At 46.4% G+C, this 12,412-nt stretch carries 10 protein-coding genes and 1 riboswitch; of the genes, 3 read left to right on the forward strand and 7 right to left on the reverse strand.

Features of this window, described 5'->3' with window-relative positions; translation table 11 throughout:
* Positions 1 to 9 precede the first annotated feature (9 nt).
* Positions 10 to 576, forward strand: a complete 567-nt coding sequence (gene tadA / locus FLM53_RS11320; protein WP_176681893.1) for a tRNA adenosine(34) deaminase TadA — start codon at positions 10 to 12, stop codon at positions 574 to 576.
* Between the two features lie 62 nt (positions 577 to 638).
* Here the strand turns inward: tadA and FLM53_RS24020 are convergent, their stop codons facing one another.
* On the reverse strand, positions 639 to 770 hold the full coding sequence (locus FLM53_RS24020) for a hypothetical protein (RefSeq protein WP_017059878.1): 132 nt from the start codon (positions 768 to 770) through the stop codon (positions 639 to 641).
* A 301-nt stretch (positions 771 to 1,071) separates the two neighbouring features.
* A complete protein-coding gene (gene mltF / locus FLM53_RS11325; protein ID WP_176681892.1) occupies positions 1,072 to 2,640 on the reverse strand; it encodes a membrane-bound lytic murein transglycosylase MltF in 1,569 nt (522 codons plus the stop codon).
* Between the two features lie 329 nt (positions 2,641 to 2,969).
* Between mltF and purL the strand changes: the two genes are divergently transcribed.
* Together purL and FLM53_RS11335 are read left to right on the forward strand one after the other, a co-directional pair.
* Entirely contained in the window at positions 2,970 to 6,866 is a 3,897-nt protein-coding gene (gene purL, locus FLM53_RS11330) for a phosphoribosylformylglycinamidine synthase (protein WP_176681891.1), read from the forward strand.
* Positions 6,867 to 7,130: 264 nt separating this feature from the next.
* A complete protein-coding gene (locus FLM53_RS11335; RefSeq protein ID WP_008223831.1) occupies positions 7,131 to 7,664 on the forward strand; it encodes a DUF3332 domain-containing protein in 534 nt (177 codons plus the stop codon).
* Between the two features lie 104 nt (positions 7,665 to 7,768).
* On the opposite strand, the gene dapD is transcribed toward FLM53_RS11335, so the two are convergent.
* The 5 genes from dapD to FLM53_RS11360 all read right to left on the reverse strand — a co-directional run bounded on the left by dapD (position 7,769) and on the right by FLM53_RS11360 (position 12,363).
* Positions 7,769 to 8,800, reverse strand: a complete 1,032-nt coding sequence (gene dapD, locus FLM53_RS11340) for a 2,3,4,5-tetrahydropyridine-2,6-dicarboxylate N-succinyltransferase (RefSeq protein ID WP_009848346.1) — start codon at positions 8,798 to 8,800, stop codon at positions 7,769 to 7,771.
* Between the two features lie 258 nt (positions 8,801 to 9,058).
* A complete protein-coding gene (locus FLM53_RS11345; RefSeq protein WP_048663700.1) occupies positions 9,059 to 9,700 on the reverse strand; it encodes a MarC family protein in 642 nt (213 codons plus the stop codon).
* A gap of 228 nt (positions 9,701 to 9,928) precedes the next feature.
* Positions 9,929 to 10,918 (reverse strand): GGGtGRT protein, encoded by a 990-nt coding sequence (locus FLM53_RS11350; RefSeq protein WP_017631946.1) that lies wholly within the window; start codon positions 10,916 to 10,918, stop codon positions 9,929 to 9,931.
* Positions 10,919 to 10,942: 24 nt separating this feature from the next.
* Positions 10,943 to 11,635 (reverse strand): iron-sulfur cluster assembly scaffold protein, encoded by a 693-nt coding sequence (locus tag FLM53_RS11355; protein ID WP_017068533.1) that lies wholly within the window; start codon positions 11,633 to 11,635, stop codon positions 10,943 to 10,945.
* Between the two features lie 194 nt (positions 11,636 to 11,829).
* A riboswitch (Fluoride riboswitch) is annotated at positions 11,830 to 11,914 on the reverse strand.
* Positions 11,915 to 12,069: 155 nt separating this feature from the next.
* The gene (locus FLM53_RS11360; protein WP_008223840.1) at positions 12,070 to 12,363 is read right to left on the reverse strand and encodes a YebG family protein; all 294 of its coding nucleotides are present in this window, start codon (positions 12,361 to 12,363) and stop codon (positions 12,070 to 12,072) included.
* Between the last annotated feature and the right edge of the window lie 49 nt (positions 12,364 to 12,412).

Here is a 12,412-nt window from a genome sequence, read left to right on the forward strand (position 1 = left end):
GAGTTCCCTTTGTCAGACCATCAATTCACCCCTCAAGATGAAATCTTCATGCGACGTGCCATTGAGGTAGCCAAGCAAGCTGAGAGTGAGGGAGAGGTTCCCGTGGGTGCCGTGTTGGTAAAAGATGGTGAGATTGTTTCTGAAGGGTGGAACCGTTCGATTGGTAGCCACGATGCCACGGCACACGCAGAAATCGAAACCTTGCGTAAAGCGGGGCAAGCTCTGGAAAATTACCGACTGCTCGATACCACCTTATACGTCACGCTAGAGCCGTGCCCTATGTGTGCCGGAGCTTTGTTACACAGCCGAGTAAAACGCATTGTCTTTGGTGCACCTGACTTAAAAGCGGGTGCGGCGGGTACTGTCTTGAACTTGTTTGAAAGCCAAGCCTCGTACCACTATGCCGATGTTGAACACGGCCTATTAGAAGAAGAGTGTCGTGAGCAGCTGCAGGCGTTTTTCAAGCGCCGTAGAAAAGAGATCAAAGAGGAGCGAAAGCAAGAGCGTCTGTTGGAAGAGCAGCGTCTAGAAGCTGATAAGGTAAGTAGCGATAATAAGGTCAGTAATAAGAAATAGCTGCGAGCTTTAGGCACTCTCAACTCCAAGAGTGCCCGCGCCAAGTGACTTGGTTATCGTATTTACTCAGCAATCATCTGCATGAACGCACGGTTGCGCCAAATGATCTTCTTCTTGTTATTTGAAAGCATACGCTTACGACGGTTTGCAGCAACGGTCTTATCAAGGCGCTTCGATTTCAGTTTCTTCATCATTTCAATGATTTCCTATTTGTCGTCTGACTTTGTAGTTTGGACTAACGATTTAATTATAGTGTTGTTCGTTTATTTGGCTTGTCGCGCGCTTGGCTTACCCAGAAGAGCAGTTCTAGCGAAAACCCAGCACTGAAGTGCAACAGAGCGTAATTTTGATTATGGTGTGCCGTTATAAAGTTCGATTGTTACTGCAATATGACACATCGAGTTTCACGGCCTTTGTCGAGCTTATTCTTTTGCGCGCAGTTAAAAAAAGCACAATAAAAAAGAGCAATGCTTAATGGCATTGCTCTTTTAGTATCTATTGCGAAGACTCTGAAATGCTTACTGTCGATTCGGCAGCGCTAATGCTTGATTCGGCACCAGAAGTCTCTAGAGGTGGGATGACGATCAACCCTTCAAGACTCTCTTCTTGTTCCTTATTACGCTTATTTACATGGCCGATGATGCTTTGGTAATAACGGCGAATGTTCTCAACGTAATTTCTAGCTTCATCACCACGGGCATAGCCGTAACGAGTTTGGCTGTAGTACTTCTTCTGTCTTAACAGCGGCAGTCTGTCTTTCACATCGCCCCAAGCATCAGGATCGCCACCTTGTGCCTTCGTGAGGCGACGCGCGTCCATCATATGCCCGTAACCGACATTGTATGAAGCAAGGGCAAACCAGATCTTTTCATGTTGTGTGATTGAATCTGGTACTCGGTTCACGATACGACGAAGGTATTCAACACCACCTTGTACCGATTGTTTCGGGTCGAGACGGTTAGTCACGCCAACGCTTTTTGCAGTAGGTAGTGTCAGCATCATCATGCCACGTACACCCGTTGGCGAGCGTGCGACAGGGTTCCAGTGTGATTCTTGGTATGCCAATGCAGCAATCAAGCGCCAATCAAATTCTTGCGAGTACTTCTGAAACAGCGGTGACCATTTTGGTAACTTACTGTCCAGTGCGCGGATAAAGGCACGAGTATCAACGTAGTCAAAGGTGCCGATATGACCGATGTATTTCTCTTCCAGTGAAGCCAGTTCACCAGATTGTTTTAGGTTACCGAAGAACTCAATCAGCAACGCATACAGGCTTTCATCTTCCGATCTATTTAGGTACCAAGAGATAGGTTGGTCTTCTGTCAGCTCAAATGCCAAGGCTACGTCTGGATACAAACGCTGCGCCAGTGATAGCTCGATAGAGTCTGCCACCGTGAATAAACGTTCGCCTGTTGATACCTCTTTTAACAGGTCATTGATGTCTGCATTGCCGACCGCGTCGTAGATGAAGTCATCGTGTGTTTTCTGCAGCAGTTTAAGTGTTGGTTCAAAGTGTGAGTCTTTCACCACAACCAAAGATGGCGATAGCGTGTCACTTGATACCGCAGCTTCTGATTCAGCTTGTGCTTTTACAAACTCAGCCTGACGATCATTCTCAAAATTGATCAATTGCTCAAGGTTTCTTGGGCGCCATTGTCCCTTTTTGTACACGACCTGTTGGCTTACATAGTAATAAGCAGGCGCGGCGCGATAAGCGCGTGTCAGTTTGTTATTTTGCGTTAAACCTGTCGCGATAAGGTCGATTTCGCCTTTCTTCAACGCTGGAAATAAGCCAGATAGACGGTAAGCGGGTTTAACCTCAAGCTTTACACCAAGCTCCTGCGCAAACTCACGAGCTAACTCGTAATCTAAGCCTGCTGGACCATCAGGACCAATGTAATAAGAGAGTTGGTTGTTAAGGGTGCCGACACGAAGAACGCCGCGATCTCGTATCTGCTCAAGGACACTTTTAGGTTCAGATTCAATCTGGCATCCCGCTAGCCCAACCAGAGCGATAACGAGCAGAATGAATTTAGACGAAAAGATGAGCGTAAATTTAGGCATCAAAATGAAATCTCGAAAAGTGGAAGCCCCTTTATACCAAACCCCGCAAGGCTGGCAAAGCAGGTTTAATTAAACAGATGTAAAAGTGGTGATAAATGCAGCAAAAATACCATTTACGCAGAAAGATAAAAAAAATAACGCAAACGGTTGCTTTTGGTGTTACGTCACAAAAAGAAATGCTTTATAATGCGCTCGCATTGAAGAGGTGGAATCGGCATAGGTTTGGCAACCTTCGGGAATAGCTTCGAAGAAAACAGTTAGGTTGTTCCTATAACCCACTGAATTTATTCCAATACTACCTTAATCAACTGCATAAGAGACCTAAGCACATGAGAATTTTGCGTGGCTCCCCAGCTCTATCTGAGTTTCGTGTTAACAAGCTTTTAGAGCTTTGTCGTGAATTAAGCTTACCTGTAACAGGTATTTACGCTGAGTTTGCCCACTTTGCTGATTTAACGGCAGACCTAGATGAGTCTGAAGTTGAGAAGCTAGAAAAGCTACTGACTTACGGTCCAACGATTGAAGAGCATGAACCTGAAGGTTTATTGCTGCTTGCAACGCCACGCCCGGGCACTATCTCGCCTTGGTCTTCAAAATCAACAGATATCGCACATAACTGTGGACTGGCTAAAGTGTCACGTCTAGAGCGCGGTACTGCTTTCTACATTGAAACGTCTTCTGAACTTTCTGAGCTTCAACTTGTTGAGCTGAAAGCGATTCTGCACGATCGTATGATGGAAGTGGTTTTCACTGACTTCGAATCGGCAGCGGCACTATTCAAAGTTGCTGAGCCTGCTCCTTATGCGGAAGTTGACCTATTAACTGGCGGACGTAAAGCGCTTGAAGAAGCAAACGTTACCCTAGGTCTTGCACTTGCAGAAGATGAAATTGATTACCTTCTTGAAAGCTTCACTGAAAAGCTAGGTCGTAACCCGACTGACATCGAGCTAATGATGTTTGCACAAGCGAACTCAGAGCACTGTCGTCACAAGATCTTTAACGCTGATTGGACTATCGATGGCGTTAAGCAAGAAAAATCATTGTTCAAGATGATTAAGAACACCTTTGAAACAACACCAGAACACGTTCTGTCTGCTTATAAAGATAACGCAGCGGTAATGACAGGTTCTGAAGTCGGTCGTTTCTTCCCAGATCCAAAAACTCGTCAGTACAACTACCACCAAGAGAAAACACACATCTTGATGAAGGTTGAGACGCACAACCACCCAACGGCAATCTCTCCGTGGCCGGGCGCATCTACAGGTTCAGGCGGTGAAATCCGTGATGAAGGCGCGACTGGTATTGGTGGTAAGCCAAAAGCTGGTTTGGTTGCGTTCTCTGTATCTAACCTTAAGATCCCGAACTTCGTTCAACCTTGGGAAACTGATTTTGGTAAGCCAAGCCGTATCGTTACTGCTCTGGATATCATGCTTGAAGGTCCTCTTGGTGGCGCGGCATTCAACAACGAATTTGGTCGTCCAAACCTACTAGGTTACTTCCGTACTTACGAAGAGAAAGTAAACTCTCACGCAGGTGAAGAAGTACGTGGTTACCACAAACCAATCATGCTAGCTGGTGGTCTTGGTAACATCCGTGATGAGCACGTTCAGAAGAAAGAGATCCCAGTAGGTGCAAGCCTAATCGTTCTTGGTGGTCCTGCGATGAACATCGGCCTTGGTGGCGGTGCAGCATCTTCTATGGATTCGGGGTCTTCTTCTGAAGATCTAGATTTCGCTTCTGTACAACGTGAAAACCCAGAGATGGAACGTCGCTGTCAGGAAGTTATCGACCGTTGTTGGCAACTAGGTGATGCGAACCCAATCGCATTCATCCACGATGTGGGTGCGGGCGGTATCTCTAATGCACTTCCTGAACTAGTAGACGATGGTGAGCGTGGCGGTATCTTCAACCTACGCGACGTGCCAAACGATGAACCGGGCATGAGCCCACTTGAGATCTGGTGTAACGAATCTCAAGAGCGTTACGTAATGGCCGTTGCTGACGAAGACATGGCAACGTTCGACGCTATTTGTAAGCGTGAACGCGCACCTTACGCAGTGGTTGGTAAAGCAACGGAAGAGCGTGAACTTAAACTTGAAGATTCACACTTCGACAACACGCCAATCGACATGCCAATGGACATCCTTTTAGGTAAAACACCTAAGATGCACCGTGACGCGAAAACGCTAAAAGCAAATAACCCAGCGATTGACCGTTCTGGTATCGAAATGAACGAAGCGGTTGACCGTGTTCTTCGTCTACCAACAGTGGCTGAGAAAACATTCCTTATCACTATCGGTGACCGCTCGGTAACTGGCCTTGTTGCTCGTGACCAAATGGTTGGTCCATGGCAGGTTCCTGTTGCTAACTGTGCAGTAACTGCTGCAAGTTACGACTCTTACCACGGTGAGGCGATGTCTCTTGGTGAGCGTACGCCAGTGGCACTACTAGACTTCGGCGCATCGGCTCGTCTAGCGGTTGGTGAAGCAATCACTAACATCGCTGCGACGAACATCGGCGATATCAAACACATTAAACTGTCGGCTAACTGGATGTCTCCAGCGGGTCACCCAGGTGAAGATGCAGGTCTTTACGAAGCGGTTAAAGCAGTTGGTGAAGAACTATGTCCAGCACTGGGTCTAACTATCCCAGTGGGTAAAGACTCAATGTCTATGAAGACTAAGTGGGAAGAGAACGGCGAGCAGAAAGAAGTCACTTCTCCGCTATCTCTTGTTATCACTGCATTTGCTCGTGTTGAAGATGTTCGTAAAACAATTACGCCTCAGCTTCGCACTGACAAAGGCGCTTCAAGCTTAGTACTTATCGACCTAGGTAACGGCAAAAACCGTCTAGGTGCTACGGCACTAGCGCAAGTTTACAAGCAGCTTGGTGACAAGCCAGCAGACGTAGACAACGCAGCACAGCTAAAAGGTTTCTACGAAGGCGTTCAAGCACTTGTGGCTAACGACCAAGTTGTGGCTTACCACGATAAAGGCGACGGTGGTCTATTCGTTACTCTAGCTGAAATGGCATTCGCAGGTCACTGTGGTGTTAATGCTGATATTGCGGCGCTAGGCGAAGATGCTCTAGCAGCACTATTCAACGAAGAGCTAGGTGCGGTAATTCAGGTTCGTAACGACGACCTAGACGCTGTTCTTTCAACTCTTGCAGCAAACGGCCTAGAAGCGTGTTCACACGTAATCGGTTCTGTTGAAGCATCTGATGAGCTAGTGATTAAGTCTGGCGAGTCTGTAGTGATTGAACGTAACCGTACTGAACTTCGTACTATCTGGGCTGAGACAACGCATAAGATGCAAGGTCTACGTGATAACCCAGCATGTGCTGACCAAGAGCACGAAGCGAAGAAAGACAACTCAGACCCAGGTCTGAACGTGAAACTAAGCTTTGACGTAAACGAAGATATCGCTGCACCGTTCATCAACACAGGTGCTAAACCTAAGATGGCAATTCTACGTGAGCAGGGTGTTAACTCTCACGTTGAAATGGCAGCAGCATTCGACCGTGCAGGCTTCGAAGCAACTGATATTCACATGAGCGACATCCTAACGGGTCAAGCAGTACTAGAAGAGTACAACGGCCTTGTGGCATGTGGTGGCTTCTCTTACGGTGACGTACTAGGTGCTGGTGAAGGTTGGGCTAAGTCGGTTCTGTTTAACGACTCTACTCGTGACCAGTTTGAAAACTTCTTCAAGCGTGAAGATACCTTCTCTTTAGGTGTATGTAACGGTTGTCAGATGCTGTCTAACCTGCGTGACCTAATCCCTGGTGCTGAGTACTGGCCACGTTTCGTTCGCAACGAATCTGAGCGTTTTGAAGCGCGTTTCAGCCTAGTAGAAGTTCAGAAATCTGATTCTGTATTCTTCAACGGCATGGAAGGTTCTCGTATGCCAATCGCTGTTTCTCACGGTGAAGGCCGCGTAGAAGTGCGTGACAACGACCACCTAAACGCGATTGAAAACTCAGGTACAGTTGCTCTACGTTACGTTGATAACAACGGTAACCAAACGCAGCAATACCCGAACAACCCGAACGGTTCACCAAACGCTATCACAGGTTTAACAACGACTGACGGCCGCGTGACTATCATGATGCCTCACCCAGAGCGTGTATTCCGTACGGTTGCAAACTCTTGGTCTCCAGAAGGTTGGGGCGAGAACGGCGCTTGGATGCGTATGTTCCAAAACGCTCGTAAGAATGTAGGCTAATCACTTTCTTACAGGTCGCATTAATCTAGGCTAGGTTAATCAAAAATGAAAAGCGCAGATCGAAAGGTCTGCGCTTTTTTATTTCCTAAGATTTAGGAACCAGTGCGAAACAATTGAGGTTTGCAGTTTGCTGTTCTAAAAATCTCCACTACGCTAAATGTTATGGAATCAATTTGTTAGGCGAATAATTCTTGCACTCGAGCAAGGAAAGCTTCGTTCGGCTATGCAAAAACTGAATCAATCATCGTGGCATAAGAGGGATCTATGAAAACAACAATTACAAAAGCCGTTGCAGTGGCAGCGATTGTCATGTCGTTAGCTGGGTGTGTAGGTAGTAACGCGGTTACTGGGAAATTAATGAAGTTCAACGTCGAGGTGGTGGATAACCGTTACGCTCGTGCGGGCGTCAACTTCTTGCTTGCTCCGGTTTACGCACTAACCACCGCAGCCGATTACATTGTCTTTAACTCAATCGAATTCTGGGCGGGTAAAAACCCACTCACAGGCGCACCTCACATCTTTGATAGCAAAGTCGATACCATGATTGATGTGAACGACAGCCTAGACGATTCACTAAAAGAAGCGCCACTTGGTTTCAATAATCGTCAGATCGAATGGGGTGAAATGCAACAAATCGATGAGAATACGATTCGCATGGACATTACCTACAACGATGGCCAAAAAGCCGTTCTGACAGGTGTTCGTGATGGCGACAAGGTCAGCTACTACATGGATGGCACGCTAGTATCAGAAACTTCTATTCAAGCGCTTGAGCAGCTAGCCGCAGAGAAAGCGTAACCCTTTTAGTTTGATACCAATAAAAGAAAAGCCGCTGGATTTAACCCCAGCGGCTTCGTATTTTCTAGCATCTAGCATCTAGCATCTAGCATCTAGCGCTTAGATTAGTTGTTGCTGTGTAGCTCGCTGTTTAGTTCAACAGCAGACTTGTTCGCTAGACATTCAATTTGACCAGTGATCGAGTTGCGGCGGAACAGAAGATCAGAAACGCCAGCTAGGTCGCGAGCTTTAATGATTTCTACTTCGTTGCCTTCTTTATCTAGCATGCGAACCTTAGTACCTGCAGTTACGTAAAGGCCAGACTCAACAGTACAACGGTCGCCCATTGGGAAGCCAAGACCCGCGTTTGCGCCTAGTAGGCAGTTTTCGCCGATAGAGATAACCATAGTACCGCCACCAGACAGAGTACCCATGATAGAAGCGCCGCCGCCGATGTCTGAACCGTTACCTACAACAACACCTGCTGATATACGACCTTCAACCATGCTTACGCCAGTTGTACCTGCATTGAAGTTGATGAAACCTTCGTGCATAACCGTTGTGCCTTCACCCACATGTGCGCCAAGACGAACACGAGAAGTGTCAGCAATACGAATACCTGTTGGTACCACGTAATCCACCATTTTAGGGAACTTGTCTACGCAATCTACAGATAGAGCGCGACCAGCTAGGCGTGCTTCGATTTGACGCTCAGCCAGTTCAGGAAGATCGATTGGACCTTCGTTAGTCCATGCGATGTTGTGCAGTAGACCGAAGATGCCGTCTAGTACTGTACCGTGTGGTTGAACTAGGCGGTTAGAGATAAGTTGCAGCTTAAGGAAGCCTTCAGCAACTGATGCTGGCTTTTCGTCAGTCGCAAGAACAACAAGAACAAGTGGCTGCTCAGATGCTGCTGCTTTTTCTGCGAAAGATGCGTTTGCTGCATCGTCGTTTGCTGCGAATGCTTTCGCTAGTTCTGCACTTTGTGCTGCAGAGATTTCGATAGCTTGGTTGCCTTCAGTGTAACCTGCAACTTCACCAACAGCCGCTACTAGAGCATCGCTTGGGTTTAGAAGTGGGTTAGGGAAGAACGCTTCAATGATTTTATTGTCGCGGTTTTTGGTTGCCGTACCGAAGGCTAGTGAAAAGTAAGCCATGTTGAATCTCCATGTGTTGAGTCTTGATTTTGCTATTTCATAACAGCGGCTCGAATAACAAGCGCTGCCGTTAGCAAAGTTAATTTAATTGCGTTCATCATAAAGAGAGCGCCCTCGTTATGAAAGGGCGCATCGGGATAAAGTCTGTAAAATGATATTGCTTGTCTTTTGAGAGATGTTGATCTGCAATGAGAAAACACTGCAGATCAACACAAATTGATTGGTGCGTTAATCAACATTCTCCTGTGAATAGCCTCTTTAGATAAACAACGCCTTATAAGCTTGTTCAATCCCTTCAATCAACATCTGCATACCGATAACTGCGAGTATCAACCCCATCATTCGAGTAATCACGTTCAGTGCGCTTGGCCCTACGGCTTTCACGAAGCGTTCGCCGAATACAAATAATACGTAGGTTAATGTGCACAGAAGACCAAAGGCGACGATGGTAATTATGGTTTCGTAAATGCCTTCAGTGCTGGCGAAGTTCATCGCAGTGGCGATGGTGCCCGGGCCTGCCAGTATCGGCATGGCTAAAGGTGATACTGCGATGCTAAGCGCTGCGTCGCGTTGAGCGTCTGAGTTTACTTTCTCTTTCGCTTTGGCGTGTGTTGAATCACCTTGTAGCATGTGAAAGCCAATCAAAAAGACCAGAATACCGCCCGTGATGCGCAGTGCGTACAGCGTGATACCAAAGAGGTCAAAAATCAGTTTGCCAGATAGCGCAAACGTACTGACGATGACAAATGCGATAAACACTGAACGGAAGGCGATGGACTTGACCGTTTCCCTGTCGTTATCACCAGTTAATCCAAGAAAGATTGGGGTGTTGGCGATTGGGTTCATGATGGCAAAAAAGCCCATGAACACAGTAATGGTATGAATGATGAGCTCTTTCATATTATTCCTTTGAAAATATGCAGTTAAATACTAATGGTTGGTGTATTTAATCTTAGATACAAATAATTATTAGAAATAGATAGTAGAGCAAGTGTGAATAAAAAACAGCCAGCATAAGGCTGGCTGTTTGGTTTTAGTGATAGGTGTAGAGTTTTGGTCGCGCGTTATTGCTAGTTTCTCAATTAACAAGCTCTATACAACAGGTCGACAGTAGAGCTCACTTTGCCGTTATGCGTTTTGAGATTCACTCACTGCGACAGCCAATGCAACCGTAGCACCCACCATTGGGTTGTTACCCATACCGATGAAGCCCATCATTGCTACGTGAGCAGGAACAGAAGAGCTACCAGCGAATTGAGCGTCAGCATGCATTCTGCCCATGGTATCTGTCATGCCGTAAGACGCAGGGCCAGCGGCTACGTTGTCTGGGTGTAATGTACGGCCTGTACCGCCGCCAGAAGCAACTGAGAAGTAAGGCAAGCCTTGGCGAGTACGCTCTGCTTTATAGATACCGGCAACAGGGTGTTGGAAGCGTGTTGGGTTGGTTGAGTTACCCGTGATACTCACATCCACTTCTTCTCTGTGCATGATCGCTACGCCTTCACGTACATCATCAGCGCCGTAACACAAGATCTCGCCACGAGGGCCTTGTGAGAAGCGGCGACGTTCTGTTTCAACTAGCTCACCCGTTTGGTAATCAAATTGAGTGCGAACATAGGTAAAGCCATTGATGCGAGAGATTAGGTAAGCCGCATCTTTACCTAGACCGTTCAAGATAACTTTCAATGGTGTTTTGCGTGATTTGTTCACGTTCAGTGCAATCTTGATCGCACCTTCTGCAGCAGCAAAAGACTCATGGCCTGCAAGGAAAGCAAAGCAGTGGCTCTCTTCATTTAGTAGACGAGCAGCCAGTGCGCCGTGGCCGATACCGACTTGGCGTTGCTCTGCAACACTACCGGGTTTTGTGAATGCTTGAAGACCTTCACCAATGATATTCGCCGCTTGTTCAGCGTTGTTCGCTTTACGGAACAGAGCTAATGCAGCACCAAGAGTATAAGCGTCAGCGGCGCTTTCAAATGCGATAGGTTGAGTGTCCATCACTAATGCTTTTGGGTCGACATTGTGTGATAAACAGTATTGGTTTGCTTGCTCTAAAGAGTCGAAGTTCATTTCTGCCAATACGCGAGTTACTGATTCATTAAATTGAGTGTTCATCATATCTTTCCTCTTAATTGGCAAAAATTATTGTTGGCGTGGGTTAATGGTGGTTACGGCTTCGTCGAAGCGACCATAAGTCCCTGTCGCAAGGTCAGCAGCTTCGTTCGCTGGTACACCTTGGTTAATCGCCTTCATCATTTTGCCGAGGTTGAGATATTCGTAGCCAATCACTTCGCTGTGATCATCAAGTGCAAGCTTGGTCACGTAACCTTCTGCAAGCTCTAGGTAACGAACGCCTTTCGCTGAGGTTGAATAGCTGGTGCCGACTTGGCTGCGCTGTGTTTGACCTAAGTCTTCCAACGCTGCACCGATTTCTAGGCCACCTTCAGAGAAAGCAGACTGAGTTCGACCGTACACAAACTGCAGGAAGATTTCGCGCATCGCTACGTTGATAGCATCACATACTAAGTCAGTATTGAGTGCTTCAAGAATGGTTTTTCCGGTGAGGATTTCAGCGGCCATCGCGGCTGATTGAGTCATACCTGAACAACCAATCGTTTCGATTAATGCTTCTTCGATGATGCCGTTTTTTACGTTAAGAGTTAGTTTTGCTGCACCTTGTTGTGGTGCACAAGTGCCTACGCCATGGCTTAAGCCAGAAATAGCGATGACATCTTTTGGGCTAACCATTGCGCCTTCAACTGGAATTGGAGCTGAATTGTGAAGATCACCCCTTTGAATAGGGCACATTGATTGAATTTCTGAAGAGTAGTGCATAATGTTTTCTCACTTATAGAGCCATTTAAGACCTAGGGCGTTGAGAAAACAGGACGTGTTGGAAGAGGTGCGGCTAATTCACTACAGATCTTGAGTATCGATAATCCAAAGGTGTCATGGATCTTGGTCTTGATAGACTAAGTCCATTTCAAAATGGAGGAATAGCGATACGTCCAACAGTATTACCTGTTTTCGATTCTGTAGGAGTCATTAGCACTGTTCGGAAAGAACGGGCGGTTGAAGCAAAAGCTTAGGTGGAACCCCATCACCTGATGGCTATAGATTAGATCTTTATCACACTTTCATGCAAGCGAATGTTTAGAGCGATTTCGACTATAAACAAGCTTCATTATATTTCGATAAGTATAAAAAAACGCCAATAGCGAACTCTGATTAGAGGCGTCATTGACGTTTTTTAGAAAGCGATCAGCTAGTTATGCTGCATCTTCTTCTGCGTCTTCAACAGCTTCAAGCTTCTTAGCTTTTTTAGGAGCTGGCTTACGCTTAGCACCTAATGCGTAAAGAACTTCTTCTTTGTTCTTCGCTAGGTACATTGCAAGTTCTTCTTGCTTGCCTTCATCTTCAACTAAATCGCTTTTGCCTAACAGTTCAAAAAGCTCATCAGCCATATCCAGCATTTTGTCGTATGCGTCAGCTTCGGCTTTAGAGGTAAAAGTCATTTTCTCTTCTCCGTTGCGTTCCACCACGTACTTGACGATAACAGCCATGGTTAATCCTCTAAGTTTGATAAATTTTACTGGCTTTTTATACAGTTTC

This window comes from Vibrio sp. Scap24 (assembly GCF_013394185.1).
Classification (GTDB): Bacteria; Pseudomonadota; Gammaproteobacteria; order Enterobacterales; family Vibrionaceae; genus Vibrio; species Vibrio pomeroyi.

What these genes read in the sequence shown, in the direction of transcription:
- dapD (WP_009848346.1), bottom strand. Translation starts at nt 8,800, where the DNA reads ATGGCTTACTTTTCACTAGCCTTCGGTACGGCAACCAAAAACCGCGAC.
- FLM53_RS11360 (WP_008223840.1), bottom strand. Translation starts at nt 12,363, where the DNA reads ATGGCTGTTATCGTCAAGTACGTGGTGGAACGCAACGGAGAAGAGAAA.
- purL (WP_176681891.1), top strand. Translation starts at nt 2,970, where the DNA reads ATGAGAATTTTGCGTGGCTCCCCAGCTCTATCTGAGTTTCGTGTTAAC.
- mltF (WP_176681892.1), bottom strand. Translation starts at nt 2,640, where the DNA reads ATGCCTAAATTTACGCTCATCTTTTCGTCTAAATTCATTCTGCTCGTT.
- FLM53_RS24020 (WP_017059878.1), bottom strand. Translation starts at nt 770, where the DNA reads ATGATGAAGAAACTGAAATCGAAGCGCCTTGATAAGACCGTTGCTGCA.
- FLM53_RS11335 (WP_008223831.1), top strand. Translation starts at nt 7,131, where the DNA reads ATGAAAACAACAATTACAAAAGCCGTTGCAGTGGCAGCGATTGTCATG.
- FLM53_RS11350 (WP_017631946.1), bottom strand. Translation starts at nt 10,918, where the DNA reads ATGATGAACACTCAATTTAATGAATCAGTAACTCGCGTATTGGCAGAA.
- FLM53_RS11345 (WP_048663700.1), bottom strand. Translation starts at nt 9,700, where the DNA reads ATGAAAGAGCTCATCATTCATACCATTACTGTGTTCATGGGCTTTTTT.
- FLM53_RS11355 (WP_017068533.1), bottom strand. Translation starts at nt 11,635, where the DNA reads ATGCACTACTCTTCAGAAATTCAATCAATGTGCCCTATTCAAAGGGGT.